Raw genomic sequence first — 26,361 nt, forward strand, 5'->3', positions numbered from 1 at the left:
ACCGACGTCGCGCTCTCTTCGAACATGTCCGGCTCGGTCCCGGCCAGGATCCCGCGGCCAAAGAGCCGCTTGCCGGCGTCACGCAGGAGCAGGACGCACCCGCCGGGATCGAGGTCGTCCGGCGCCGGGGCGCGGAGGCAGACTGCCTGTTCCTCATCGACCACACCGGAAAGGGCGCCGAGGCACCTGCCGAAGGCGTCGAACTCCTCACGGCACACCGGTCACCGGAACCATCACCGTCCCACCGGGAGGCGTCGCCGTCGTCCGCGAGCCCGGCTGATCCACCTGCCGAAGTGACCGGACCGCAGCACCATGCCAGGTGCCGGCCCGGTCACCTGCGCTGTGTCGAAGCCGCTGATCAGTGCGTCCGGGCGGTCAAGCGATGGTGGCCGGACGCGGTCGGCGCCAGGAGCAGGCCTCCGTTCCTCCGACCGGTACGGAGACGCTCAGCACCGCGCCCGAGGCCGCAGTCGGGTTCGTCACCCCGTAGCGAGCGGTGGTGATGTAGAGGCGGTTGTCGCCGGGGTGCAGACACACCGACGTGGGGTGGGGGGCCGGCACGGTCAGGGTGTGGAGCAGGTGACCGTCGGGGTGGTAGCGGCGGACCGCGGAGGCGCCCCACATCGCGACCCACAGGCAGCCCTCCTCGTCGACGGTCATCCCGTCGGGGCTGCCTTCGCCGTCGCGCAGTCGGGCGAAGGTCTCCGGGCCGCCGACGAGGTCGCCGGAGGCGGGGTCGACCCGGCAGCGGAGGATGGTGCCGACGGCCGTGTCGGCGAGGTACATGGTCGTGCCGTCAGCGGTGAAGGCCGGCCCGTTGGCGATGGTCAGGCCGTCGAGGACGCGAACCACCGTGCCGTCGGGGTCCGTTCGGTAGAGCGAGCCCGCGCCGGGGGTGCCGTCGTAGGCCATGCTGCCGGTCCAGAAGCGGCCCGCGGGGTCCGCGACGCCGTCGTTCATGCGGCCGGCGACGGGAGTGCGGTCCTCGGGGCGGTCCAGCCATTCCAGTGCCCCATCGGCGGTGAGCAGCGCGATGCCGGTGCCCGCGGCGGCGATCCACGCCCCAGGCCGGTCCCCCACCGGCGCGACGGCGCCCAACGGCACGTCGAGCCGGGCCAGTTGGCGTGGTGTCGCCAGGTCGGTGCCGTCTCGGAGTTCGAAGAGCCGACCGCTGAGAATGTCGACGTACACGTACCGGCCGTCGATCCAACGGCCGCCCTCGGCGAGCTCGTACGCGCCGTCCACGACGACCGACGTCGGTGTTGATGCGGATGTCATGATCAGTTCTCCGGGTCAGCGAATGGTCGTGCCCTCGGGCTCGTCGAACAGGCCGAGTTCGTCCCGTGTCGGCAGGCCCTCCCAGTCACCCCGGGTGGCGACGGCGAAGGCCGCGGTGGTGACCGCCCGGTGCAGCCGGGCGGGGATGTCCGTGCCGTCAAGGAGGCCGGAGAGGTATCCGGCCACGAAGGCGTCGCCCGCACCGACCAGGTCGACTGCGTCAACTTCTCGCGCGGCACGGTCGGTCGCGCCGTCGGCGGTGAAGACGGTCGCACCCCGGGCGCCCCGCTTGACGACCACCTCGGCGACGCCTGCCGCCAGCACGGTGTGCACGGCCTCGGACTCGCCCGCCCCGGGCACTTCCTGCACCAGCGGCAGTTCGTCCTCGGAGGCGATGAGCAGGTCCGTATGGTCCAGGATCGGTCGCAGGGCGGTGCGGGCGCGGTCGGACGTCCACAGCCGGGAGCGGTAGTTGACGTCGAGGCATACGGTGACACCGCTCTCGCGGGCGGTCTTGGCGGCGGCCAGGACCGCCTCGGCCGCCGAGGGACCGAGCGCAGGCGTGATGCCGGTCAGGTGCAGAACGCGGGACCCCGGGGCCAGCGCGGGCAGTACGTCGTCCGGTGCGACTGCCGAACCCGCGGAACCCGCACGGTAGTAACTGACGCGGGTCAGCGTTCCCAGACGAGGTTCGGTCAGCAGCAGTCCCGTGGGCCGGCCGGCGTCGTCGGTGACCACGTGGTCGGTGTCGACGCCCTCGGCGCGCAGCGTGCGCAGGACCAGCGCGCCGAGTTCGTCCGCACCGACGCGGCCTGCCCAGCGCACCCGGTGGCCGAGCCGGGCCAGGCCGATCGCGACGTTGGACTCGGCTCCGGCGACGGACAGGCCGAGACCACCGCCCAGCCGCAGCGCGCCCTGGGCCCGGAGCGCCGCCATGGTCTCGCCGAAGGTCACGACTTCAGGTGGTGTCACGGCCTCTCCCCGACGGCCATCTCGCGGAACTCGGCGGCGCGGGCTCGGAGTTGGCCCAGGTCGCCGCCGTCGGCCGCGTCCCCGACGAGCGGAGAGCCGACGCCGACGGCGAGGGCACCCCGGTCGAGGTAGTCGCGGGCGGCCTGCGCGTCCACTCCGCCGACGGGCACGAAGGGCACCTCGGGGAAGGGGTCGCGCAGAGCCTTCAGATAGCCGGGTCCGCCGAGGGAGCCGGGGAAGAGCTTGATCGCGTCGGCGCCACGTGCGAGGGCGGTTTCGATCTCGGTCGGTGTCAGGGCGCCCATCAGCACGGGTACGCCGTAGGGCTCCAGTCCGTCGACCAGTGCCGGGGTGACGAGGAAGGAGGCGCCCGCGTCGACGGCACGGGCGGCGTCCGCGGCGGAGCGCACGGTTCCCGCGCCGAGCAGTGCGTCGGGGCCGAGTTCGGCGCATGCCTGCCTGATGACGGTCAGGGCGTCGGCGGTGGTCAGCGAGACCTCGACGGCCGCGATGCCCTCCTCGGCGAGGGTGTGTACGGTGCGCAGTGCCGCGGCGGGGTCCTTGCCGCGGACGATCGCCAGCAGGCGGTGGGTCCGGAGCGATTCCACCAGGTTCATACGAGCGGGTTCTCCTTGGGCGTGGGGTGCGGGGGTCGGCCTGGTGGTGGTCACCACTCGGTGAACGCCCCGTCGGACCCGCGCCATATGGGGTTGCGCCAGCGGTGTCCGGTCTCGGCTGCGCGGCGTACCGCCTTCTCGTCGATCTCGACGCCGAGCCCCGGGCGGGACCCCAGGACGGCGTAACCGTCCACGAATCGGAAGGGTTCGGGGTCCATCACGTAGTCCAGCAGGTCGCACCGCTGGTTGTAGTGGATGCCCATGCTCTGTTCCTGGATGAGGAAGTTCGGCACGGAGAAGGCGATCTGCAGGCTGGCGGCCAGGGCGATCGGTCCGAGGGGGCAGTGCGGAGCCATGGTCACGTCGTACGTCTCGGCCATGGCGGCGATGCGGCGGACCTCGGAGATACCGCCGGCGTGCGAGAGGTCGGGCTGGGCGACGGCGATGCCGCTGGTCATGACCTCGCGGAAGTCCCAGCGGGAGTAGAGGCGTTCGCCGGTGGCGAGGGGAACGCTGGTGGACTCGACCAGGCTGCGCAGGTTGCCCGAGTGTTCCGGCGCGACGGGTTCCTCGACGAACAGCGGGTGCAGCGGCTCCAGTTGGGGCAGCAGGCGGCGCGCCATGGCGGTGGAGGCGCGGCCGTGGAAGTCGACGGCGATGTCGCGCTCGTCGCCGAGCACGTCACGGACCGCGGCGACGCGTTCGACGACCTCGGCGGTGCGGGCCGGGGTGTCGATCGGGGCGAGTTCGGCCGAGCCGTTCATCTTCACGGCGGTGAAGCCCGCCTTCATCTGTTCCTCGGCCAGCTCCGCGACCTCGCTGGGGCGGTCGCCGCCGATCCAGGCGTACATCCGGACGCGGTCGCGGACGGGGCCGCCGAGGAGGCGGTGCACCGGGACGCCGTAGGTCTTGCCGGCGATGTCCCACAGCGCCTGGTCGATGCCGGCGACGGCGCTGGAGAGGATGGGGCCGCCCCGGTAGAAGCCGCCCTTGGTGAGCACCTGCCAGTGGTCCTCGATGCGCAGCGGGTCGCGGCCGACGAGGTAGTCGGCCAGTTCGTGGACCGCGGCGCGCACGGTCTCGGCGCGGCCCTCGATCACGGGCTCGCCCCAGCCGGTGACGCCCTCGTCGGTGGCGACACGTAGGAACAGCCAACGCGGGGCCACCAGGAACGTCTCAAGTCCGGTTATCTTCAAGGAAGTTCCTTCGGCAGCGAATCGGTCGCCGCGTCGTCGTGGTCGTCCCGGTCGGCGCGTACGGCTGCCAGGTCGTCGGAGGCCTGGGCCAGGAGGGACTCGACGGCGGCCACGGCAGCGTCCGGATCGCCCGCTTCGACCGCGTCCAGCAGTTCCTGGTGCACGGGGATGGAGTCGGAGAAGTGCCGGGCGCCGTGCACGATCCGGTCACGGATCCGCAGGCCGGCCTCGATGACGACCTCCATCCGGCTGAGCAGTTCGTTGTGCGCGGCGTCCAACAGGGCGCGGTGGAAGGCCAGGTCCGCCTCGACCATCGCGTCCGCGTCCGTCCCGGCCGCCGCCATCGCGTCGAGCGCCTGCCGCATCGCGTCCAGGTCGGACGTGGTGCGGCGCACGGCGGCGAGCCGAGCTCCGGCGGGCTCGACTATCGCGCGGACCTCGCCGAGGTCCTCCAGGAAGCCCTCGGTGGGAGCGCTGCTGCCCTGCCAGCGCAGCAGGTCGCTGTCCAGCAGGTTCCAGTCGGCACGGGGCCGGATGGTCGTACCGCGCTTCTGCTTCGACTCGATCAGACCCTTGGACGCCAGCACGCGCAGCGCCTCGCGCACCACGGTCTTGCTGACGCCCAGCTCCGTCTCGAACCTGACCGGGTCCACCACGGAGCCCGGAGGGTAGTCGCCGCGAATGATGCGCCGGCCCAGCTCCTCCACGGCCTGTCCGTGCAGCCCCTTGGGGGGATGGGTCACCACGTTCTCCGTTTCCGTATCGGTCCTGTCGGTCGGCGCCCCGCTCGGGGCGCGGCGCTCACGAGGACTCCTTCATGACGCTCCATCCTCCATCGACCACGAGGCTGGCTCCGGTCACATAGGAGGCGTCCGCCGATGCCAGGAAGGCTACGGCGGCGGCCACCTCCTCGGGCCGGCCGAACCGCTTCGCCGCCGTGGCCGCCACGCTGCGCGCGCGGTCGGGCTCCGGTATGCCTTCCCAGGCGGCGGTGAGGATGGGGCCGGGGAGGACCGTGTTGACCCGGATGTCCGGCCCGTACTCGACGGCCAGTTGGCGCCCCAGTGCGCACAGCGCGCCCTTCGCGGCGGCGTAGGCGGCGTGGCCGGGCAGTCCGATGACCGCGTGCACCGAGGAGGTGAGGACGACGGACCCCGAGGATTCGCGCAGCAGGGCCGCGAACGTCTTCATCGCCCGCCAGGCCGGCTTCAGCAGCACGGCCATCTGGCCGTCCCACTCGGCTTCGCTCAGTTCGTGGGCGGGCTTGTTGAGCTGGGCGTAGGCGTTGCTGTGCAGTACGTCCAGCCGGCCGTGGTGCTCGGCGACGTGACGGGCCAGGTTCTCCCAGTCGGCGGCCGAGGTCACATCGCAGCGCACGTACTCCGCGCGGCCTCCGCTGTCGGTGATGCCTGCCGCGACCTCCTTGCCGGCCGCGTCGTCCACGTCCGTGACCACGACCACCGCCCCTTCGGCCGCGAGTCTGCGAGCCGTGGCCGCGCCGATTCCGTGCGCGGCACCGGTGATCACCGCCACGCGCCCCGTCATCCTGCGGCATTCCGTCATCACGTACGTCTCCCCTCGCTCCTGCCTACGCGCCCACCATAGCTGTTTCAATTAATTATGAATATATCTTGACGGGGTGGTGATGCCGCTCCGAAACTGACCGGCAGCACAGGCACCTCTGTACGAAGCGAGGAAGGACCTCCTCCCATGAGCCGCATGAGCCGCACCAAACACCTCCGCAGAAGCCGAGGCGCACTCGCAGTGACCCTTGCCGCCGCCGCCCTGGTGATCTCCGCCTGCGGGGGTTCGACCGGTTCGAAGGACCCCGCAGTCCAGGAACCCGCCAAGCCCGGCCAGAAGGTCGACCTGCGCTTCTGGTCGTGGGTTCCCGGCGTCGACAAGGCCGTCGACAGGTGGAACGCCACCCACCCGGACATCCGCGTCAAACTGGAGAAGATCCCGGCAGGCAGCAGTGGCGGCTACGCGAAGATGCGCGCCGCGCTCAAGAGCGGCAACGCGCCCGACCTGGCGCAGGTGGAGTACCAGGAGATCCCTTCGTTCCTGCTGGAGAACGGCCTGGTGAACCTGTCGCAGTACGGCGCGGACAAGGACCGGTCGAAGTTCGTGGACTGGCAGTGGCAGCAGGGAGTCTTCGGCTCGGCCGTCTACGCGATCCCCCAGGCGTCCGGTCCGATGGGCCTGTTCTACCGCGCCGACCTGTTCAAGAAGTGGGGCATCACGCCGCCCGCCACCTGGGACGAGTTCGCCCAGGCCGCGGAGAAGATCCACAAAGCCGACCCGAAGGCCTACATCAGCACCTTCCCCGCCGGCAACTCCGCCTGGTTCACCGCACTCGCATGGCAGGCCGGCGCCAAGTGGTTCGGCGTGAACGGCGACACCTGGTCGGTGAACATCGACTCCCCGCAGACCCTCAAGGTCGCCGCCTTCTGGGACGAACTGCGTAGCAAGAAAGTGATCAAGACCGAACCTGACTTCGCCAACGGCTGGTACAAGGACCTGCAGACCGGTGCCATCACCTCGTGGGTCAGTGCCCAGTGGGGCGACGCCATCATCAGCGGAAACGCTCCTCGGACCACCGGCAAATGGGCGGTCGCACCCATGCCGCAGTGGACCAAGGGCTCGAACGTGTCCGCGAACTGGGGAGGATCCTCCACGGCTGTCCTCAAGGGCGCCAAGCACATCCCCGAGGCCCTGAAGTTCGCCGAATGGCTCAACACCGACCCCGCGAGCGTCGACCTGCTGCTGCAGGGCGGATACGGCTGGCCCGCGGCGGCCGACGGGTACAAGGGCTCCTCGCTGGACAAGCCGTCGACGTTCTTCGGAGGCCAGAAGTACAACGAGGTCTTCGCGGAGGCGGACAAGAACATCGACACCTCGTGGAAGTGGATACCGACGATCGGCGCCACCTACCAGCACCTCAACGACGGCTTCCAGGCCGCCCTGGCCGGCAAGGGGACGTTCGTCTCCGCGGTCCAGCAGGCGCAGAAGCAGACCGTCGAGGACCTGAAGAAGAAGGGTTTGAAGGTTTCCACCGGCCAGTGACCACCTCCGGAGGGCGCGACACGGCCGCCGCCGCTCTCCCCTCCGGACTCCAGAAAGAACCCTGATGCCCACCCGAGCGCCCCGCCGCCGCAGAAATCTGGCGCCCGTCGTCTTCGTCGCGCCGTTCCTCCTGCTGTTCCTCCTGACCTTCGCCCTCCCCATCGGCTACGCCGTCTACCAGAGCGTCATGGATGTCGAGCGCACCGGAGCCCTGGGGCTCGGCGGCAGCCATACCGTCTTCGCAGGGCTGCGCAACTACTCCGACGCGTTGTCCAATGACGCCTTTGTGCGCAGCATCGGTCGCGTACTGCTGTTCGCGGCCGTCCAGGTGCCGGTGATGGTCGCGTTGGCCGCCGGGCTCGCGCTGCTGCTGGACAGCGCCTCGGCCAGAGGCGTGCCGTTCTTCCGCGCCGCCTTCTTCCTGCCCTACGGCGTTCCCGGGGTCATCGCGTCCATCCTGTGGGGCTTCTTGTACGTGCCGGGAGTCAGCCCTCTCGTGGACGGCATGCGCCACCTGGGGGTGTCGGTCGACCTGCTGGGCGGAGACACGGTTCTGTGGTCCATCGCGAACATCGTCACGTGGGAGTTCGCCGGCTACAACGTCCTGGTTCTCGTCGCCCAGTTGCGCACCATCCCCGCGGAACTGTACGAGGCCGCCCGCATCGACGGCGCCAGTGCGTGGATGACCGTCCGGCACGTCAAACTGCCGCTGCTGCGCCCGGCGCTGATCCTCACCACGGTCTTCACCATCATCGGCACGCTGCAACTGTTCGCGGAACCGCTGGTGCTCAAGCCCGTCTCATCGAGCATCGACAGCGCCTACACCCCCAACCTCAGCGCCTACAACGAGGCGTTCACCAACGACAACTACCACCTCGCCGCCGCCGAGGCAGTGCTGCTCGCCCTAGCCGCGTTCGTGCTCTCCTTCGGTTTTCTGCGGCTGATCAACAAGAGGGGTGGGGACGCGTGAGTCTCAAGACACCGGCCCGCACGGTCCCGCCAAAGGGCGAGACGCCGGCCCCAGACGACGGCACGACGCCGCGCGGCGGCATCACCGGGGTCACCACGCGCAGTCGTATCCTGGTCACCGGCCTGCTGGTGGCGGCCGCCGGGTACTTCCTGCTCCCGGTGTACTGGCTGGTCGTGGCGTCCACGAAGTCCACCGGCGACCTGTTCGGCAGCTTCGGGTTGTGGTTCTCCCATCCCCGGTTCCTGAGCAACCTGCACCAGGTGGTCACCTACGACGATGCGATCTACCTGCGCTGGGCCGCCAACAGCCTGCTGTACGCGGGCGTCGGCGCGGGTGTGGCGACGCTGCTGGCCGCGATGTCCGGCTACGCGCTGGCCAAGTTCTCCTTCGCCGGCCGCGACACGATCTTCAACATCGTGCTGGGTGGCGTCCTGATCCCTGCCACGGCGCTGGCGCTGCCCATGTACCTGCTGTTCAGCGAGGCAGGCATGGCCAACACCTACTGGGCCGTACTGCTGCCGAGCTTCGTCAGTCCCTTCGGCGTGTACCTGTGCCGGATCTACGCCGCGGCATCCATACCGGACGAGCTGTTGGAGGCAGCCCGCATCGACGGCGCGGGAGAGCTCCGCATCTTCACGGTCGTCGCTCTGCGCATCATGACCCCCGCCCTGGTGACGATCTTCCTTTTCCAGTTCGTCGGCATCTGGAACAACTACTTCCTGCCGCTGGTCATGCTCTCCGACTCCAGGCTGTACCCCATCACCCTCGGTCTGACGTCGTGGCAGTCCTTCGCCGACCGCCAACCGCAGCTCTATCAAATGACCGTGGGAGGTGCCTTCGTCTCCGTCGTCCCTCTGATGATCGCCATGATCGCCCTGCAGCGCTTCTGGCGCAGCGGTTTGACCGAGGGCAGCGTAAAGGGCTGACGCCGCCGGAGAAACAAGATGTTGGCGTACTGGTCGTCGTCGGGCAGCGCCTCGGCCAGTTCGCGCGTCCACGTGGACGGTGTGTGCGGCGGCCGCCGCGTCGCTGAGCGCTCGAAGGCGGAAGGGGGAGGGGCGGACCGCCCCTCCCCCTTCCGCCGCACCCTGGCAGGTCACCTGCCCCTGGGATTCACCGCCTCGCGGAACGCGTCGTGGACCAGCTTGGGCCGTTCCTCCTCGAAGGTGAGCAGGCCCATGACGGAGATGCCGTTGTAGGCCTGGTTGTACCCGGCCCGCTGCTTGTAGTCCTTGAGGACCCAGTACGTGAAGCCGGCGACGAACTCGCTGCGCGCGGTCACCTGCGCCCAGTGGGCGGTGAAGCTCGCCGCCTGCCACTCCTCCGTACCCTGTGTGGTGCTGGGGCCGTGGGTGCCCGCCACGGACCAGGTGCCGTTCTCGGTGATCAGGATCGGCTTGCCGGGATACTTCGCGTGCACCGCGTCCAGCGTGGGGCCGAGGTCGGCGTCCTTGCCGTAGAAGTAGCCGAAGTACTCGTTGAACCCGATCACGTCGGCGAGGTCGAAGGCGGGGTCGTTGCTGGTGTTGGAGGCCCAGGTGACGGGGCGGGCGGTGAGGTCGACCGCCTTCACGGCCGCCTTGAGGTCGGCGAGCCAGGCTCGGTAGACCGGGGCGCCGTCGGCGTCGATCTCCGACTCGTTCTGGAGGCACCAGAGGATCACCGACGGGTGGTTGTGCTGGTTCCACGCCATGGTCAGGGCCAGGGCGCGGGCAAGGCCGTAGCGTTCGGTCTGCAGCTTCTCCTGGGCCGTGTTGAGCCACATGGTGTCGATGTCGTCCATCACCAGCACGCCGTGCCGGTCCGCCCAGTCGTAGACGTACGGGTGGCGGTTGTAGACGCAGTTGCGGATGAAGTTGGCGCCCACTGCTGTGACATGGCCCAGTTCCCGGTCGTACTCGGCCGGTGTCATCGCCCTACCGTGCGCGGCGGTCTCCTCGTGCCAGTTGAGGCCCTTGAGGAAGAGAGGTTTGCCGTTCAACCGCAACTGGGCCTCGCCGATGGTCAGTTCACGCACGCCGTACCCGGTGGACAGCGTGTCCACCCGCGCCCCTGAGTGCCTCCCGGCGGTCAGGGTCGCGCGGGCGGTGAGCGTGTGCGGCGCGGCCGGGCTCCAGCGCGGGGCGTGGGGTATCGGGACCGAGACGCGGACCACGCCCGCCGACCGGGCCGCGATCCGGGCCGCGACCACGACGGGCCGACCGCCGCTTCCCCGGCCGGGATCCAGGGTGAGCCGGCCCTCGAAGTCGGAGGCGCTGTGGTTCTCGACGACCGCGCGTGCCTCAAGGCGCCCGTTCGCGCCGACGGCGAGCAGCTTGGCGATGGTGACCTGCGGGACCGCCTCGATCCAGGCCGACCGGGTCAGGCCCGCGTAGGGCCAGTAGTCGACGGGCTTGTACGGCAGCTCATGGTCGTCCGTGACCGGCTGGGGAGTCGAGTCCGTGTAGTCGGTGTAGCTCGCCCGGCGGAAGACCCGGACGGCGATCGTCTGACGCGTTCCCGGTCTCAGCGCCCCCGCCACCGGAAGCGCGAAGGGGGAGTTGGCCCCCTCGTGCTTGCCGAGATGCCTGCCGTCGAGCCAGACCTCGGCGCTGTACCCGGCGGCGAGGAAGGCGATGCGTACGTGCCGGGCACGCCAGGACGCGGGCACGTCGACGGTGGTGCGGTACCAGGCGTAGCCGTCGCTGAACGCGGTGCCCCGGGCGAAGGGGCCGGTCTCCGAGCCGAATCCGGGAGTGTCCAGCAGGTCCCAGGCCGCCGGGACGTCGATGCGGCCCCACGTCCTGTCGTCGTGGTGCGCGGACTGCCAGCCCTCGCCGAACCCCTGGTTGTCGGGGTCGAAACGGAAGCGCCATTTCCTGTCCAGGGACAGGTACTCGCGGGTCGGCTCATGGGTGCGCCAGCCGTCGAACGCGGGGAGGACCGCGCCGTACCGGAAGACAACGTTGGTGCCGCCGATGTCACGCACATGGGTGCCGGAGGGCTCGGTGGTGGGGTGGGTGTCCAGCACCGGGCCGTCCGCGGCGGCGGCCGTACCGTCTGCCGCTCGCGCCGTCTCCGGCCAGGCCGGCAGGGCGACGAAGGCGGCCGCGCCGAGTGCCGTGACGACGGTGCGCCGGGACGGGACGGTGCGCCGGGACGGATGGATGGATTCGGTCATGGCAGACGGCTCCTCGGATCACGTACGTGTTCGTCCGCCCCACAGCCTGGACAACCCCGCCACCCTCGTCAAGGATTATTCATAAATAATGAATTGAGCTAGCGTGGTGCCGTCGAGCCGCCGACGGCGTCCTACCGCACACGAACGACGGGTGACCTCATGACCACCACACCGCAGCGAACAACCACGAGCGAGCCCACGGGCCGGCTCGCCATCACCTTGTGGGACTTCAGCTGGTACACACAGGCAGGACCCGGCGAACCGTTCGCCGACCTCGACCGCGCCTTCGCCGAGACGGTGGAGCGGGGCTTCAACACCGTCCGCATCTGCGCCATGCCCTTCCTGCTGTTCTCCGGACGCGTCCACGCCCCGGAGTCCATCCAGGTCCGCGGCCTGGGCGAGCAGTTCGGGCAGCGCACCCGCTGGTACGACGTGCGTGGCGACTATCCGCTGGACGGCCGCCGGCGGCTCGTCGAGCTGTTCGAGGCGGCCGCCCGCCACGACTGCAAGGTGATCGTGTCCTCGTGGGAGTACCAGCAGTCCCCCAGCTTCGCCGACACCGACGCCTGGCACCGCGCCCTGGCCGCGGTTCCCGGCCCGGACCGCGCCGAGGCGGTGGCCGAATCCCTCGCCGAACTGCTGGACTTCCTCACCGGACGCGGGCTGGCCGACCACGTCGCCTACGTCGAGGTGCACAACGAGGTCGACAACTGCGACCTGGTGCCGGCCGACGGCACCCCCGGCCACTACGCCCGGCTGCGCGGCCCCCTCGAACGCGCGGTGAAGCTGCTGCGGGCACGCCACCCCGACATCCCCGTCACCTACTCGCTGGGTGAGCCCTGGCCCGACGAGCTCGACGACCTGCCGGAGCAGGCCCAGATCGCGCACTTCCACTTCTACGTCTACGGCGTGCTCGGCGCCCTGTACGAGGTGGTGGGACTCGGCCACGGCACCGAATCGGCACCCGAGACGGCCACCTGGCCCACCCCCGAACTGGCCGCCATGCTGCGCCCCGACGCGCCCGCCTTCGCCGACTACCAGCCGGACGAGCCCTGGCGGCTGGCCGCCACCGGCATTCCGCGCGAACTGTTCTACGCCCACGACTGGGTCGACCCCGACCGCTGGGACCTGTGGCTCTACGAGAACTATCCGGCGCACCGACAGGCCATGCGGGAGACCCTGGCCGGATGGGTCGACTCGGTCGCCGAGTTCGCCCGCCGCCGCGGCATCCCCGCCGTCCTCGGCGAAGGCGTCGTGGGCTACACCCCCCTGCTGACGCGCTTCGAGGAGGACGCCGTCGGCAAGGACATCGCCGAGTTCGTCGTCGACAGCTGCCTCGCCGCGGGTTTCCAGGGCGTGCTCCTGACCTCCAACGCGGCCCCGCACCACCCCATGTGGCACACCGACGCGGACTGGATGCGACGGGTCAACTCCCGTATCACCGCGGACTGAACCCGAGTCCCACGGCGGCCCGGGGTGCGGACGGCAAGCCGATCGGGCAGGGCGTCATGCGGTCCGGGTCAGGCCGAGGGACAGCTCACACCGGAGCATGAGCACCGGCTGTCGCGGGAGTGCCCCCAACGCTCCCGTACGTCGGGGGGCTCAGCCGAGGCCGTCCGCGCCGACCTGCACGGCGGACTCGTCGAGACGACCCTGGCAACCCCTGCGGGCGGCGTGACAGGCGGTGGACAGACCGGTGAGGCACCGCCTACCACCACCACGTCCGCCTCGTCGGGCAGATCCTTTCCGGAACGGTGTGCTTATGGCGTGCCTCCTCTGTGTTCGATGTCCGGTAGTCGGCAGCCGCAGCGAGTGCGAGCTCCGCGTCACCCGGGAAGATCCGGTTCAAGTCCACATGGCCCCAGGCCCCTGGCTCGATGTCCTGCTAGGCCGTTGAACCGGCCTTTCGACGCGCCTGACAGGGCCCATGAGAACAAGCGTCCCTGGTCGTCTCCGAGTCCTGAGGAACGGCTCCTCGTCGCCCGTGGTGACGGCTGGTCACAGTCGCGCCGCTACACGATCCCGCACGGCGCCGAACACGCCATTCCGTGGTGCAGTCTGGTCATGGCCTCACCGCTCGAGGACGACCAGGACACCCCGGCGCCTCCCCAGACCCGCGAACGCCCCTCCCTGCTCATAGACATCGCGGTCGCCCTGCTGTTGCTGGTCGCGGACGCGGTCATCGTCGCAGTCGCCACGATGCTGTTCGTCATGGTCGGCATGGGCAGCGCGCAGCCGCCGCGCTCCTCCGCAACCACGCACTCCCGCGACGTCCCCGTCCTGATATGGCTCGTCGTCTGGGGCGTTCCGGCCGTGGCGGCGACCGGTGCCGTCGTGCACGCCCGCCTGAGAATGCCGGTCAGCGCCGTCGTGCAGAGCCTGTTCGCGCTCACCTGCGCGTTCCTCGCCGTGATATGGACGCGAATGCTGCTGTCGTGACGCCGGTCGTTCCGGCGCCGAGGCTCCCCGTCCGCACGCGGCAAAGTCCGGCCGCTGCCCCTTCGCGCCACGTCCGGCCGAAAGCCTCTGCCAGGCCCTCTTCGGCACCTTCTTCACCAGCACATCAGCGCGGAACGGGCCTGCGCCGGTGGTCATTTCGGCTGAGCAGGCCACCGCGAGAACATAACCGGTGCCGCGGTATTCCAGCGCGGATCGCAGTATCGGGTTGCCGCCGTAGACCTCGTCACCCGTGGCCCAGCCGACGCTGTGTCCAGTGTCCAGGAACCTTTCGATCACCATCCGGGCCACTTCCGGCTTGGCCGCGATGACGGTTTCCTCACTGAGTCCCGCGGCCCGGCAACGGTCCGGATCGCAGGTTCAGGAGCGGGGGATCGCCGAACTGTCCGGCCGTCCCCTGCCGACCGGGACACCAAGGCCAAGGAACGGCTCGGCAACCGCGACCGGCCCGGCCGCACCTGACGGCCGGGCAAGGACCCGATCCGCGTGGAGCGGTGTCGGTGCCGTCCTTCTGCTGTTTGCCCTCGCGGCCGTGGCCCTGACCGCGGCCCTCGGCGTGCTCGGCGACGCGACGTGAGCTGATCGCCAGGACGGCATCCGATCCACCGCCCTGCGCCGGTGCCAGAGCATATGGACGGTCTCGCCGAGATCCTCGCCGGTCCTCTCAAGGTCCTGGGCCCGCGCCCCGCGTAGCCGGGTCCAGGCGCACGGGACCAGCGGCCGTCCTGGGCTTCCGGCAGGCCGTCGCCGACCGTGCCGTTGTGCCAAGTCGTGCGCAACGCCCCGCCCCACCCCGCCCCGCCCCGCCCCGCCCCGCCCCGGTGATATGACGCGATGGGCTGGGTCGATGGACTGGGTCGATGCGCCGTTCACTCGGCTGCCAGCCCGTCACGCATCCATCTCGGACCCTCTCGGAGTCGGCCGGCCATCTCAGTCGGCAAGAGCGCTCGCCTTCGGCGGCCGCGCATGCCGTACGGCGTTCAGGAGGCTGTCCCAGGACTGCTGGAACTTCTGGAGCCCTTGCTCCTCCAGGACGTGGGCGACATTGCGGTAGGAGACGCCCAGCCCGGCGAGGGCATCGAGGTCGGCACGGGCCTGCTCGTACGTCCCGGCGATGGTGTTCCCGGTGATCTCGCCATGGTCGGCAGTGGCATCGAGGGTGGCCTCCGGCATGGTGTTGACCGTGCCCGGAGCGACCAGTTCGGTGACGTAGAGAGTGTCGGGATAAGAGGGGTCCTTCACCCCCGTCGAGGCCCACAGGGGGCGCTGCTTGTTCGCCCGGTCCCGGTCGAGGTCCGCCCAGGCGCCGGAAGGCCGTGTCGATCCGTCGGCAGAGCCGAACACCTCCTCGTACGCCTGGTAGGCGAGGCGGGCGTTGGCCAGTGCGGACTTGCCGCGGGCCCCCTTGGCCTCCGGGGTGCCGATCGCGTCCAGTCGCTTGTCGATCTCGGTGTCGACGCGGGACACGAAGAAGGACGCCACCGAGTGGATCTTCGACAGGTCCAGGCCGCGCTCCTTGGCCTTCTCCAGGCCCGCGAGGTACGCGTCCATGACCGCGCGGTAGCGCGCGAGCGAGAAGATCAGTGTGACGTTGACGCTGATACCGAGGCCGATGACCTCGGTGATCGCCGGCAGGCCCGCCATGGTGGCCGGGATCTTGATGAGGGTGTTGGGGCGGTCCACCAGCCAGGCGAGCTGCTTGGCCTCGGCCACGGTCGCGGCCGTACCGTGCGCGAGGCGCGGGTCGACCTCGATGGAGACCCAGCCGTCACGGCCGCCGGTGGCGTCGAAGACCGGGCGCAGGATGTCGGCGGCGTCGCGGACGTCCGCCGTCGTGATCATGCGGACGGCCTCGGAGACCGTCACCCCACGCAGCGCCAGTTCACGGATCTGGTCCGCGTAGTCGTCCCCCTTGCCGACCGCCTGCTCGAAGATGGTGGGGTTGGTGGTCACGCCGACCACATGCTTGCGCTTGATCAGTTCGGCGAGGTCGCCGGAGGTGATCCGTCTGCGGGAGAGGTCGTCCAGCCAGATCGCGACGCCTTCCTCGGAGAGGTGCTTGAGTGCGTCGCCGGTCATGGAAGTCGCTTCTCCTATCTGGTGGTGCTCGCGGTTGCGGTCGCTGTCCAGGGCGGCGATGGACTCCCGGGCCTTGGCGGCCACGTTCTCGGCGGTGAAGCCGAACTCCTGGAAGAGGACCTTGCCGTCGGCCGAAGCACCGAAGTGCTCCAGCGAAACGATGCGACCGGCGTCACCGACGTACCGGTGCCAGGTCAGACCGATCCCGGCCTCGACCGCGACACGCGCCTTGACGGACGGCGGCAGAACGCTCTCCCGGTACCCCTGGTCCTGCTCCTCGAACCACTCCACCGACGGCATCGAGACGACCCGCGTGGGCACCCCGCCGGCCTCGAGCCGCTCACGCGCCCCGACGGCCACATGCACCTCGGAACCGGTCGCGATCAGCACGACCTCCGGGCTTCCGGTGGAGGCCTCGAACAGGACGTAACCACCCTTGGCGGCATCCTCGTTGGCCTCGTACGTCGGCACACCCTGACGGGTCAGCGCCAGACCGTGCGGCGCGCCCTTGCCGAACTCCTTGGTCCAGCGCCTGAGGATCTCGCGCCAGGCGATCGCCGTCTCGTTGGCATCGGCCGGACGGACCACGTTCAGGCCCGGGATCGCCCGCAGCGCGGCCAGATGCTCCACCGGCTGGTGGGTGGGGCCGTCCTCGCCCAGACCGATGGAGTCGTGCGTCCACACATACGTCACCGGCAGGTGCATGAGCGCGGAGAGACGGACGGCGTTGCGCATGTAGTCGGAGAACACCAGGAACGTGCCGCCGAAGATACGGGTGTTGCCGTGCAGCGCGATGCCGTTCATCTCCGCGGCCATCGCGTGCTCACGGATACCGAAGTGGATCGTGCGGCCGTAGGGGTCCGCCTCCGGCAGCGGGTTGTCCGCCGGCAGGAACGAACTGGCCTTGTCGATCGTCGTGTTGTTCGAACCGGCCAGGTCCGCCGAGCCGCCCCACAGCTCCGGGATCACCGCGCCCAGCGCCTGCAGGACCTTGCCGGACGCGGCACGGGTGGCGACACCCTTGCCCGTCTCGAACTCCGGCAGATGCGACTCCCAGCCCGTCGGCAGCTCACCCGCGCTGATCCGGTCGAACTCGGCCGCCCGCTCGGCGTTGTTGTTGCGCCACTCCTGGAGCTGCTTCTCCCAGGCCGCCCGGGCCTCACGGCCACGCTCGCCCAGGGCGCGCGTGTGCGTGATGACCTCGTCGGTGACCTCGAAGTTCTTGGCCGGGTCGAAGCCCAGGACCCGCTTGGTGGCGGCGACCTCGTCCGCACCCAGCGCCGAGCCGTGCGCGGCCTCGGTGTTCTGCGCGTTCGGGGCGGGCCAGGCGATGATCGAGCGCATCGCGATGAACGACGGCCTGTCGGTGACCGCCTTCGCGGCCTCGATCGCCGCGTACAGCGCGGCCGGGTCGAGGTCGCCGTCCGGCTTCGGCTCCACACGCTGCACATGCCAGCCGTACGCCTCGTACCGCTTGGCGGTGTCCTCGGACACGGCCGTCTCGGTGTCACCCTCGATCGAGATGTGGTTGTCGTCCCACAGCAGGACCAGGTTGCCGAGCTTCTGGTGACCGGCCAGCGAGGACGCCTCCGCGGAGATGCCCTCCTGCAGACACCCGTCACCGGCGATCACGAACACGTGGTGATCGAACGGGGAGTCGCCCTGGGCGGCCTCCGGGTCGAACAGACCACGCTCGTAGCGGGCGGCCATCGCCATGCCCACCGCGTTGGCCACACCCTGCCCCAGCGGCCCGGTCGTCGTCTCCACACCCTTGGTGTGCCCGTACTCGGGGTGGCCCGGGGTCTTCGAACCCCAGGTGCGGAAGGACTCCAGGTCCGCCAGCTCCAGGCCGAAGCCGCCCAGGTACAACTGGATGTAGAGGGTCAGGGAGGAATGACCGGCGGACAGGACGAACCGGTCACGGCCCACCCAGTCGGGGTCGGCCGGGTCGTGCCGCATCACCTTCTGGAAGAGGGTGTACGCGGCGGGCGCCAGGCTCATCGCCGTACCCGGATGGCCGTTGCCGACCTTCTGTACGGCGTCGGCGGCCAGGACGCGGGCGGTGTCCACGGCCCGCTGGTCCAACTCGGTCCACGCGGGGGCGGAAGCGGTCGAGCGCGGATTCACGCGTGAGCTCCTGTGTCTACGGAAGGACGGTGAGGACGTGGGAGAAGGTGAGGACGGACGGAAAAAGAGGAGACCGGGGCCGAGGGAGCCGCCCCCGCCCGCCGGGGAGCGACGGGAGGGACGTGCCGGCGCCGACGGTGTCGTCTACTTGCCCCAGAGCTTTCGGTACGCCTCGCGGTATCCCTCCGGGTCCCAGGAGGAGCCGCCGCCGCTGTTGGCCGCCGTGGTGATGTGTACCGGGGCGACGTAGCCGCTGGCGGGCTTGCCGGCGAAGGCGCGGTTGAACTCGTCGACGATCTGCCAGCCCTGCTCGGACAGCGGTTCGGGCACCGTGGCCGCCTGGAACTGCTTGCTGTTGATGCGCTGGAAGGCCGAGGGGTCGCCGTCACCGGCGCCGATGCTGAACGGGGCACCGTTGCCCTGCTTGCCGCCCGCCCGCAGCGCGGGTGCCGCGTCGGCGAAGTACAGGTCGTTGATGGCCACCGAGTGCGTCCACTTGGTGCCGAAGCGGGACAGCAGCGCGGAGACCTCCTGGGGGGTACGGCTGCTGGCGTCGGCGATCGGGATGTTGGAGGTGGACAGCACCTTGGTGTCGGAGCAGGTGGCGAGCTCCTTCTCGATCAGGTCCGACTTGCCCTTGGCGAACGGGATGGAGGCGTCGGTGAAGACCACCACGCCGGCTCGGCCGTTGGACTGGCTGATGACCCAGTCGGCGCTGATCTTCGCGACGTCCTCGACCTTGGTGGTGATGTTGCTGAAGAGCTTCGGGTTCGTGCTGGGTCCGGGGGTACCGACGGCGTGCCAGCCGATGAGCGGGATACCTGCGGCGTTGGCCTGTGCGACCTGCTGTGCGGTCGACTTGGGGTCGAAGCCGGACAGGACGATGCCGTCGGGCTTCACGGCGACGGCCTGGCTGACGGCGGCCTGGATACCGGCCGGGGTGCCCTGTCCGTCGATGATCCGCGCCTTCCAGCCGATGGCCTTCGCGGCCTCCTTGACGCCTTCGGCGGCGCCCGCGACGCCGGGATTGGTCATGCTCTGGGCGACGTAGACGACCGTCTTGCCGGCGACCGCCTTGGGGCCCGTGGTCGGCCCACCCCAGGGGGCGTCGACGGCCTCGGCGCCCGCGACCGCCTTCTTCGCCTTCGCCAGGACGGCCGGACAGCCGGCCTCCGAGGACCCGCCGACGGAGGTGGAGCCGGCGCCCTCGGAGCCCCGGGTGCAGCCTGCGACGGAAGCGGTGAGCACGGCCAGGGCGGCCACGGCTCTGATGGTTGCCTTGCGAGTGGGGTGGTACGACACGGTGGTGCTCCTTGAGGGCGATACGACAGACGGGAGTCGAGCAGGCGACGAGACGGGCGCGGAGGTTGTCCGCGGTCAGGGGGTGTGCGGCGCGTCGTCGTCGGACGCGGCGGTGACGGACGTGACGGACGGACCGGGCGCGGACGAACCGATCACGGCAGGAGCCGGATGCTCCGCCGCGGGTTCCGCCGCGGGTTCCGCCGCGGGTTCCGTCCCGGGTGTGGACAGTGAGCGGCGGGTGGCACTGGCGCCGGCGCGCAGCCGGCGGCGGGCGGAGTAGCCGGCCAGGCCGACCGCGAGGAGCAGCGTGCCGCCGTTGAACAGGGAGGTCGCCCAGAACTCGGCGCCGAGTTGCTGGATGCCGGCCAGGCCGATGGCGAGGATGGCGACGGCTACGACGGTTCCGGCGGCGTTGGCGCGGCCCGGTTTGATCGCGGTGGAGCCGAGCAGGGCGCCGACGAAGGCGGGCAGCAGGTAGTCCATGCCGACACTCGGGTTGCCGATCTGCTGCTGTGCGGCGAGCAGGACGCCCGCGAAGCCGACGACGAGTCCGGAGCCGGCGAAGGCGTAGATGCCGTACCGGCGGGTGGGGATGCCGACGAGGTCGGCGGCGCGGGCGTTGGAGCCGATGACGTACAGGTAGCGGCCGAGCGGCAGGCGCTCCAGCAGCAGCCAGAGCACCAGGGCGAGCGCGAGGACGTAGAACGCGGGGACCGGCAGGCCGAGGAACGTGGAGTCGTACAGGTCGGTGAAGGCCGGGGGCAGGCCGCCTGGGCCGGGTACGATCCGGGCGCCGTCGGTGATCCAGCCGGTGCAGGCGTACAGGAGGCTGCCGGTGCCGAGGGTGGCGATGAAGGAGTCGATCTTGGCGAACTCCACCAGCAGGCCGTTGAGTACACCGACGATGCCGCCGCCGAGGATGACGACGACGCAGGCGATCGGCCAGGGCCAGCCGCTGTTCACGATGAGCTGCATGGCCAGGACGTGGGCGAAGCCGAGTCCGTAGCCGACGGAGAGGTCGAACTTGCCGGTGACGATGGGGATCATCGCGCCGAGGGCGAGGATCGCGGGGATCGACTGGTTGGACAGGATCGACGAGGCGTTGTCCATCGTCGGGAAGGTGTCCGGCAGGGCCAGCGCGAAGATCACGAACAGCAGGAGGGTCAGGCCGAACAGGCCGTAGGTGCCGATGAGATGGCCGCCGCGCAGCCGGGCGACGAGGGAGCCGCTGCTCGCGTCCTTGTCGGCGCCGCCCGGGGACTGCTTGCGCGACCCGCGGGGTGTTCCCTTGCGGGCGCCGTCCCCGACGGTCCCGTCCTGCGGTGGGGTTCCGCCGTGGTCGGCCCGCGGGCGAGCGGCTTCGGTCTCGGTGGCCATCAGTTGTCCGCCGTTCCGGTCAGCGCCGGCATGGCCGACGCGGCGTGGGTGAGTTCGGTGACGGTGAGGGCTTCGCCGCTGAGTTCGGCGGTCACGTGGCCCCGTACGAAGACCAGGGCGCGGTGACACACGTCGGCGACTTCCTCGAAGTCCGTGGAGATGAGGAGGACGGCGAGTCCCTGGGCGAGCGCGTCGTCGAGCAGGCGGTAGATCTCCGCCTTGGCGCCGACGTCGACTCCCGCGGTCGGCTCCTCCAGGATCACGACGCGCCTGCTGAGGCGCAGCCAGCGGCCGATCATGACCTTCTGCTGGTTGCCGCCGGAGAGGGTCGCGATGGGTGCCTCGGAGTTGGCCGGGCGTACGCCGAACCTCTCGACCAGCGCTGTCGCCCGGGCGCGCTCGCGTGACGGGCTGATCCAGCGCCACGGGGAGCGGCTGTCGGCCCGCGGGTTGGCCAGGAAGTTCTCCCTGACGGTGAGTTCGAGGGCGCAGCCCTCCTCCTGGCGGTTGCTGGTGACGAAGCCGATGCCCGCGTCGACGGCCGCGGCGGGCGAGTCGGGCCGGTAGGGCCTGCCGTCGAGCAGTGCCTCACCGTCCCGGATCGGCCGGGAACCGGCGAGGGCACGGCCGAGATCCATGTGGCCGGCGCCGGTGAGGCCGACCATGCCGAGGACCTCCCCGGCGCGCAGTTCCAGGTCGACGGGGCCCGCGCCCTCGGTGGTGACACCGGTGAGACGCAGCACGGTAGGGGCCTCATCGGTGGGGGCCTTGGGGCCGGGCTCGGGGCGGTGGGTCTCCGCTTCGTGGCCGACGATGTCGCGCACGATGCGGTCGGGGCCGTGGTCGGCGAGGCGGCCCTCGCTGATGAGGTGACCGTCGCGCAGGACCGCGAAGCTGTCGGCGACCTGGTAGACCTCGTCGAGCCGGTGGCTGACGTAGACGATGCCGTGTCCTCGGTCGCGCAGGGTGTGCAGGACGTCGAAGAGGCGGGCGCAGTCCGCGGCGGGCAGGCTCGCGGTGGGTTCGTCGAGGACGATGAGCCGGGCCCGGGTGGAGAGGGCGCGGGCGATGGCGACGAGGGAGCGCTCGGCGCGGGTGAGGTCGGCGACCGCGGCGTCCGGGTCGAGGTGACCGGCGACGATGTCCAGCGCCTCGGTGCTGCGCTCGCGGACCTGCCTCCAGGAGACGAGCCCGGCGCGGCGCGGGTAGCCGGTGCCGAGTGCGATGTTCTCGGCGACCGTCATCCATTCGACGAGGCCGAGGTCCTGGTGGATGAAGGACATCTCCGCGGAGGCGGCCTCGGTGCCGAGCAGGTGGCCCGCGACGGTGACCTCGCCCTGGTCCGCTTTGTAGACCCCGGCGAGGACCTTGATCAGGGTCGACTTACCGGCACCGTTGTGACCCAATAGGGCGAGAACCCTGCCCGGGTGAAGGTCGAGGTCGACGTCGGCGAGGGCGAGAGTGCCGCCGAATCGCTTGCGCAGCCCCCGGATGCTTACCAGGGGCCGGTGTGGAGCTGTGTCAGCTGTGTCAGCTGTGTCATCGGGAGCGTCATACACGGACTTCTCCGAAGGGATCTGCCAGCCGAGGACCATTCCATCGGCTCGACCAGAATCCTGTACAGCTACCAGCATGTTGGTCAATGGTTCTGCCGGTTTTTTATTGCCTCAAAGTTACGGCGGCCGTACGGAGAGAACTCCGTACGGCCGCCGCGGGTGACACCGAAGAGGGCGCGCGCAGGCCCTCGAAACTCAGCCGCCGGGCGGCGCCCCCTGCGGAAGCATGGGGTTCTCCAGCCCTGCGGCGATGGTCCGCAGGTCCTTCAGCAGGGCCTCTCGGAACTCGTCGTCGAGCCGGGCCTTGAGCACGGTGACACTGATCGCGAAGGGCGCCGAGTCCGTACGGAAGCCGTTGACCGGCACGGCCAGGCAGAGGATGCCCGCCGTGGCCTCCTCGTCGTCGATCGCGTAGCCGCGCTCCCGAGCCTTCGCCAGGTCGTCCATCAGGGCGGGCACGGAGGTGATGGACCGCTCGCTGAGCGCGGGCAGGGTACGGCCGCGCAGCCGGTCCTCGGCCACGGCCGGATCCAGTGTGGACAGGATGGCCTTGCCGGTGGCCGTGCAGTTGGCCGGGAAGCGGTCACCGATGTTGGCGGTCAGCCGCAACGGCTGCGTGCCGTCGTAACGCCCCAGGTAGAGGACGTCCAAGCCGTCGAGTACGGCCACCCGTGCGGTCTCCCGCGAGATGTGGGCACTGCGCCGACACAGCTCGTAGAAGTCGCGCAGCTGATCGACGGTGGCCAGGTAGCGGCCACCCAGCTCGACGAGCTTGCGCCCCAGACTGAAGCCCGAGCCGTTGCGCGCGATCATGCCGGCCGCCTCCAGCGAGGCGCACAGATTGCCCGTCGAGGACTTCGGCAGGCCCAGGGCGCGCGCGATCTCGCTCACCGACAGCGGGCGCCCTTCCGCCTCGCCGAGTGCGTCGAGGATGGCCACGGCCCGCGTCACAGCGGGAACGAGGCTACCCGGGTCACTTGCGCTCACCAGCAACTCCACCCATCATTCTGTTCGTCGTTCAGCATATTGGCTATTGTCTCTCGTGTGCCCCCGAACGACAATGCCGTCGGCGCACGCTTTGCCGTCGAGATTCTCCGCATCCCTTCGGGACCACTCGACCGTAGCGCGCCCTCCGGGCCGGCCGACGACACCCTGCGAGCCTTGGAGCGCTGAGCAGCAGATGACCAGCAGCCCGCACGATCCATCTCCCCCCTCCCCCCGCGACCACGCCTCCGGCCGCGAACCGGACAACGGACCCGCCCTGTCCCGCGCACAGTTCGACACGCTCTTCGACCAGCTGAGCACCTGGGGCCGCTGGGCCCCGGCCGACGCCGACCGCGGCGCCTGGAACCGGGTCACCCCCGAGCACGCCCGCCGCGCCACCGCCCTGGTCCGCACCGGCACCACCGTCCCGACGGCCCTGCCGTGGAACACGGCGCCCGGCCCGGACAACGGCAAGCCCGCCCTCCACTACATGTCCGACCTCGGCGACGTCGAGGCCCCCGAACCGTCCTGTCACAAGGACTTCATCGCCGTCGACTACCACGGCAAGGGCGTCAGCCACCTCGACGCGCTCTCCCACATCGCCTACCGCGGACAGCTCTACGACGGCCGCACCGCACGCGAGGTCGTCGACGCGGGCGGCGCCCGCTTCGGCGCCGTGTCCTCGCTCGGCCCCTTGGTCACCAAGGGCGTACTGATCGACATGCCCGCCGTCCTCGGCACCGACTGGCTGGAGCCCGGCCGGGCCGTGCACGCCGAGGACGTCACCGCCGCCGAGAAGACCCTCGGCATCACCATCGGCGACGGCGACGCCGTGCTGCTGCGCTCCGGCCACTTCCGGCGCCGCGCCGAGCTCGGCGCCTGGAACCCGGACGACGCGAGCGCCGGCTTCCACGTGGACGCCATGCCACTGTTCGCCGAGCGCGGGATCGCGCTGCTCGGCGGCGACGGCGACAGCGACGTACGGCCCTCCCCGGTCGAAGGGCTGCACTCCCCCGTGCACGCCCTCGCGATCACCGCCATGGGCGTGCCGCTGCTGGACAACCTCGACCTCGAAGCGCTCTCCGCCGCCTGCGCGCAGGCCGGCCGCTACGAGTTCCTGTTCGTCGTGGCCCCACTGAACGTCCCCGGCGGCACGGGTTCGCCCGTCAACCCGATCGCGGTGCTGTGATGAGCGCCGCGGGGTTCAGAGTCGGAGTCAGCCGGGACTTCCTGGACGCGGACGGCCGCAACGTGTGGGGCGACATCCGGCTCGGCGAACTCGACGCCGCCGGCGTCGACTGGCACTACCTGCCGCGCGACACCCAGGAACTCCTCGCGGCGGACGTCGACGGCCTGGACGCCGTCCTGTTCGCCGGCCCCGCCGTCACGGCGCGCACCTTCGAGGGCGCCGCCCGCCCACCGCTCCTCTTCGCCCGCTTCGGCGTCGGCTACGACACCGTCGACCTCGACGCGTGCACCCGCAACGGCGCCCTGGTGACCATCACCCCGGACGGCGCCCGGCGCCCGGTCGCCACCGCCGCCCTCGCCCTGCTGCTCGCCGTGCTCCACAACGTGACCACCAAGGACCGGCTGGTCCGGGAGGGGCGCTGGGCCGAGAAGGAACAGTGGATGGGCCTGGGGCTCACCGGCCGCCGTATCGGTCTGATCGGCCTCGGCAACACGGCCCGCGATCTGGTCGGACTGCTGCGGCCGTTCGAGGTCGACATCGTGGCGTACGACCCCTACTGCCCGCCGGAGACCGCCGCCGGGCTCGGCGTACGGCTCGTCGACGTCGACACCGTGATGGCGCGGGCCGATGCCGTGATCGTGATGTGCGCGCTGACGGAGGAGACCCGTCATCTCGTCGACGCGCGACGGCTGTCGCTGATGAAGCCCACAGCCGTCCTCCTCAATGTGGCCCGCGGACCCATCGTGGACGAGGCCGCCCTGATCGACGCGCTGCGGGTACGGCGTATCAGGGGCGCCGGACTGGACGTGTTCGAGAGCGAACCGCCCGCCGCCGACAATCCGTTGCTGGGCATGGACCAGGTCGTGCTCAGCCCGCACGCCCTGGCGTGGACGGACGAGATGTCCGCCGGGAACGGTGGCAGCGCGGTCCGGGCCGTGCTGGAGGTGTCGGCGGGGCGCGTACCGCCCTTCGTGGTCAACCGGGATGTGATCGAAAGCCCCCGACTGATCGGCCGCCTCGCCGAGTTGACGGCTCGTCAGAGCACTCCGGCGGGAGCCGGCGCATGAGTGTCGCCGACATCGGCCCCGGCACCGGGCGGCCCGGCCGTCCGGCGACTGTCGGATTCCTCGGGCTCGGCGCCATGGGCCTGCCCATGGCGGTGAACCTCGCCCGGGCCGGTTTCGACGTACTCGCCTGGAACCGCGGCCGGACCCCGCTGCAGACCGCCGCGGCCGCCGGCTGCCGTACCGCCGACAGCCCGGAGCAGGTGGCCGCCGCCGCACCGGTCGTCCTCACCATGCTCCCCGACCTCCCCCAGGTGATCGAGCGGCTGGACGGCCCGGACGGACTGCGCTCCGGACAGCCGGTCATGGACACCCTGGTCGTGATGGGCACCGTCTCCCCCGTCGCGGTACGCGCCCTGGCCGGGAAACTGCGCCCGCAGGGCATCACGGTCGTCGACGCCCCCGTCAGCGGCGGCGTGAGGGGCGCCCGCGACGCCACCCTGTCGATCATGGCCGGGGGCCCGGCCGAGACGGTCGCACGAATCCGCCCGTATCTGGAGGCGATGGGCTCGACCGTACGGCGCCTCGGGGACACCGGCTCCGGCTCCCTCGCCAAGGCCTGCAACCAACTCGTCGTCGCCGGAACCCTGGTCGCGCTCGCCGAGGCCGTCCTGCTCGGCGAACGCGGCGGCCTCGAACCCGCCGCACTGCTCGACGTACTCGCCGGCGGGCTCGCCTCCTCCGAGGTGCTCGCACAGAAACGGCACCACCTTGCCGGGGGCGACTTCACCCCCTCCGGCCCGGCCCGCTACCTCCACAAGGACCTCGGGTTCGTCCTGGACAGCGCCGCCGACGAACGCGTCGCACTGCCGCTCTCCACGACCGTTGCCGGGCTGTACGCGGCGGTCGTGGAACAGGGCCTCGGCGACCTCGACAACAGCGTCGTCCTCGGCCTGTTGCGCGGCGCCTCGCCCCACTCCTCCGATCACCCCCACCCCTCCGATCACCGCACGAAGGACTGAAGGCA

The 26,361-nt window shown here is 70.6% G+C and carries 20 protein-coding genes and 1 pseudogene; 8 read left to right on the forward strand and 13 right to left on the reverse strand.

Translation table 11 applies throughout. From position 1 onward, the window contains the following. Positions 1 to 375: 375 nt before the first annotated feature. From OG272_RS05970 to OG272_RS05995, 6 genes are read right to left on the reverse strand one after another with little or no spacing between them, the layout of a single operon-like run. Entirely contained in the window at positions 376 to 1,278 is a 903-nt protein-coding gene (locus OG272_RS05970; RefSeq protein ID WP_328222506.1) for an SMP-30/gluconolactonase/LRE family protein, read from the reverse strand. Between the two features lie 15 nt (positions 1,279 to 1,293). Then, positions 1,294 to 2,214: a sugar kinase gene (locus tag OG272_RS05975; protein WP_327732327.1), complete on the reverse strand. Its 921-nt coding sequence runs from the start codon at positions 2,212 to 2,214 to the stop codon at positions 1,294 to 1,296. A 32-nt stretch (positions 2,215 to 2,246) separates the two neighbouring features. Then, positions 2,247 to 2,867 (reverse strand): bifunctional 4-hydroxy-2-oxoglutarate aldolase/2-dehydro-3-deoxy-phosphogluconate aldolase, encoded by a 621-nt coding sequence (locus tag OG272_RS05980; RefSeq protein ID WP_405892773.1) that lies wholly within the window; start codon positions 2,865 to 2,867, stop codon positions 2,247 to 2,249. Positions 2,868 to 2,917: 50 nt separating this feature from the next. Next, positions 2,918 to 4,063 carry a galactonate dehydratase gene (gene dgoD / locus OG272_RS05985; protein ID WP_326584533.1) on the reverse strand — a complete coding sequence of 382 codons (1,146 nt, stop codon included), beginning with the start codon at positions 4,061 to 4,063 and terminating at the stop codon, positions 2,918 to 2,920. Further along, the gene (locus tag OG272_RS05990) at positions 4,060 to 4,809 is read right to left on the reverse strand and encodes a FadR/GntR family transcriptional regulator (protein WP_326584532.1); all 750 of its coding nucleotides are present in this window, start codon (positions 4,807 to 4,809) and stop codon (positions 4,060 to 4,062) included. Before OG272_RS05990 ends, dgoD begins: the two co-directional genes overlap by 4 nt. Positions 4,810 to 4,864: 55 nt before the next feature. Then, positions 4,865 to 5,608, reverse strand: a complete 744-nt coding sequence (locus OG272_RS05995) for an SDR family oxidoreductase (protein ID WP_326584531.1) — start codon at positions 5,606 to 5,608, stop codon at positions 4,865 to 4,867. A gap of 174 nt (positions 5,609 to 5,782) precedes the next feature. Here OG272_RS05995 and OG272_RS06000 point away from each other — a divergent pair, with 174 nt between their 5' ends. The 3 genes from OG272_RS06000 (at position 5,783) to OG272_RS06010 (ending at position 9,025) form a co-directional block, all read left to right on the forward strand. After that, positions 5,783 to 7,129, forward strand: a complete 1,347-nt coding sequence (locus OG272_RS06000; RefSeq protein WP_405895990.1) for an ABC transporter substrate-binding protein — start codon at positions 5,783 to 5,785, stop codon at positions 7,127 to 7,129. Positions 7,130 to 7,193: 64 nt separating this feature from the next. Next, a complete protein-coding gene (locus OG272_RS06005) occupies positions 7,194 to 8,099 on the forward strand; it encodes a sugar ABC transporter permease (protein ID WP_326584529.1) in 906 nt (301 codons plus the stop codon). Further along, complete coding sequence (locus OG272_RS06010; RefSeq protein WP_327730907.1) at positions 8,096 to 9,025, forward strand: carbohydrate ABC transporter permease; 930 nt, start codon at positions 8,096 to 8,098, stop codon at positions 9,023 to 9,025. The genes OG272_RS06005 and OG272_RS06010 overlap by 4 nt, the downstream gene beginning before the upstream one ends. Before the next feature lie 170 nt (positions 9,026 to 9,195). Here OG272_RS06010 and OG272_RS06015 read toward each other — a convergent pair whose 3' ends face one another. Then, the gene (locus OG272_RS06015; RefSeq protein WP_328222508.1) at positions 9,196 to 11,259 is read right to left on the reverse strand and encodes a glycoside hydrolase family 2 TIM barrel-domain containing protein; all 2,064 of its coding nucleotides are present in this window, start codon (positions 11,257 to 11,259) and stop codon (positions 9,196 to 9,198) included. Positions 11,260 to 11,418: 159 nt separating this feature from the next. On the opposite strand from OG272_RS06015, the gene OG272_RS06020 reads away from it, so the two are divergent. Further along, on the forward strand, positions 11,419 to 12,711 hold the full coding sequence (locus OG272_RS06020) for a cellulase-like family protein (RefSeq protein WP_405892777.1): 1,293 nt from the start codon (positions 11,419 to 11,421) through the stop codon (positions 12,709 to 12,711). Positions 12,712 to 13,323: 612 nt separating this feature from the next. Next, positions 13,324 to 13,698, forward strand: coding sequence for a hypothetical protein (locus OG272_RS06025; RefSeq protein WP_328224800.1), 375 nt, complete (start codon positions 13,324 to 13,326; stop codon positions 13,696 to 13,698). Here the strand turns inward: OG272_RS06025 and OG272_RS06030 are convergent. The 6 genes and pseudogenes from OG272_RS06030 to OG272_RS06055 form a co-directional block, all read right to left on the reverse strand. Then, positions 13,690 to 14,076: pseudogene (locus tag OG272_RS06030) on the reverse strand (transposase); the annotation flags it as partial. The gene OG272_RS06025 and the pseudogene OG272_RS06030 sit on opposite strands and share 9 nt — an antisense overlap. Before the next feature lie 570 nt (positions 14,077 to 14,646). Continuing rightward, positions 14,647 to 17,922 (reverse strand): transketolase, encoded by a 3,276-nt coding sequence (gene tkt, locus OG272_RS06035; protein ID WP_405892778.1) that lies wholly within the window; start codon positions 17,920 to 17,922, stop codon positions 14,647 to 14,649. Between the two features lie 144 nt (positions 17,923 to 18,066). Continuing rightward, entirely contained in the window at positions 18,067 to 19,185 is a 1,119-nt protein-coding gene (locus OG272_RS06040; RefSeq protein ID WP_326585937.1) for a substrate-binding domain-containing protein, read from the reverse strand. Positions 19,186 to 19,299: 114 nt separating this feature from the next. Beyond that, complete coding sequence (locus OG272_RS06045) at positions 19,300 to 20,601, reverse strand: ABC transporter permease (protein WP_405892779.1); 1,302 nt, start codon at positions 20,599 to 20,601, stop codon at positions 19,300 to 19,302. Then, a complete protein-coding gene (locus tag OG272_RS06050; protein WP_405895991.1) occupies positions 20,601 to 22,196 on the reverse strand; it encodes a sugar ABC transporter ATP-binding protein in 1,596 nt (531 codons plus the stop codon). Before OG272_RS06050 ends, OG272_RS06045 begins: the two co-directional genes overlap by 1 nt. 156 nt (positions 22,197 to 22,352) lie before the next feature. Continuing rightward, positions 22,353 to 23,108 (reverse strand): IclR family transcriptional regulator, encoded by a 756-nt coding sequence (locus tag OG272_RS06055; RefSeq protein WP_319699156.1) that lies wholly within the window; start codon positions 23,106 to 23,108, stop codon positions 22,353 to 22,355. A 229-nt stretch (positions 23,109 to 23,337) separates the two neighbouring features. Between OG272_RS06055 and OG272_RS06060 the strand changes: the two genes are divergently transcribed. The 3 genes from OG272_RS06060 to OG272_RS06070 are packed head-to-tail and all read left to right on the forward strand — an operon-like array spanning position 23,338 to position 26,356. Further along, positions 23,338 to 24,330, forward strand: a complete 993-nt coding sequence (locus tag OG272_RS06060) for a cyclase family protein (protein ID WP_328222512.1) — start codon at positions 23,338 to 23,340, stop codon at positions 24,328 to 24,330. Continuing rightward, on the forward strand, positions 24,330 to 25,397 hold the full coding sequence (locus OG272_RS06065) for an NAD(P)-dependent oxidoreductase (protein WP_405892780.1): 1,068 nt from the start codon (positions 24,330 to 24,332) through the stop codon (positions 25,395 to 25,397). Before OG272_RS06060 ends, OG272_RS06065 begins: the two co-directional genes overlap by 1 nt. Next, positions 25,394 to 26,356: an NAD(P)-dependent oxidoreductase gene (locus OG272_RS06070; RefSeq protein WP_327730899.1), complete on the forward strand. Its 963-nt coding sequence runs from the start codon at positions 25,394 to 25,396 to the stop codon at positions 26,354 to 26,356. The genes OG272_RS06065 and OG272_RS06070 overlap by 4 nt, the downstream gene beginning before the upstream one ends. The last annotated feature ends 5 nt before the right edge of the window (positions 26,357 to 26,361 follow it).

The organism is Streptomyces sp. NBC_00104, assembly GCF_045160825.1.
Taxonomy (GTDB): Bacteria; Actinomycetota; Actinomycetes; order Streptomycetales; family Streptomycetaceae; genus Streptomyces.

Bases quoted from the DNA above. Each gene is read 5' to 3' on its own strand.
- OG272_RS05970 (WP_328222506.1), bottom strand. From the start codon at position 1,278: ATGACATCCGCATCAACACCGACGTCGGTCGTCGTGGACGGCGCGTAC.
- OG272_RS05980 (WP_405892773.1), bottom strand. From the start codon at position 2,867: ATGAACCTGGTGGAATCGCTCCGGACCCACCGCCTGCTGGCGATCGTC.
- OG272_RS06060 (WP_328222512.1), top strand. From the start codon at position 23,338: ATGACCAGCAGCCCGCACGATCCATCTCCCCCCTCCCCCCGCGACCAC.
- OG272_RS06015 (WP_328222508.1), bottom strand. From the start codon at position 11,259: ATGACCGAATCCATCCATCCGTCCCGGCGCACCGTCCCGTCCCGGCGC.
- OG272_RS05975 (WP_327732327.1), bottom strand. From the start codon at position 2,214: ATGGCGGCGCTCCGGGCCCAGGGCGCGCTGCGGCTGGGCGGTGGTCTC.
- OG272_RS06025 (WP_328224800.1), top strand. From the start codon at position 13,324: ATGGCCTCACCGCTCGAGGACGACCAGGACACCCCGGCGCCTCCCCAG.
- OG272_RS06045 (WP_405892779.1), bottom strand. From the start codon at position 20,601: ATGGCCACCGAGACCGAAGCCGCTCGCCCGCGGGCCGACCACGGCGGA.
- OG272_RS06020 (WP_405892777.1), top strand. From the start codon at position 11,419: ATGACCACCACACCGCAGCGAACAACCACGAGCGAGCCCACGGGCCGG.
- OG272_RS05995 (WP_326584531.1), bottom strand. From the start codon at position 5,608: ATGACGGGGCGCGTGGCGGTGATCACCGGTGCCGCGCACGGAATCGGC.
- OG272_RS06050 (WP_405895991.1), bottom strand. From the start codon at position 22,196: ATGGTCCTCGGCTGGCAGATCCCTTCGGAGAAGTCCGTGTATGACGCT.
- OG272_RS06000 (WP_405895990.1), top strand. From the start codon at position 5,783: ATGAGCCGCACCAAACACCTCCGCAGAAGCCGAGGCGCACTCGCAGTG.
- OG272_RS06070 (WP_327730899.1), top strand. From the start codon at position 25,394: ATGAGTGTCGCCGACATCGGCCCCGGCACCGGGCGGCCCGGCCGTCCG.
- OG272_RS06005 (WP_326584529.1), top strand. From the start codon at position 7,194: ATGCCCACCCGAGCGCCCCGCCGCCGCAGAAATCTGGCGCCCGTCGTC.
- OG272_RS06065 (WP_405892780.1), top strand. From the start codon at position 24,330: ATGAGCGCCGCGGGGTTCAGAGTCGGAGTCAGCCGGGACTTCCTGGAC.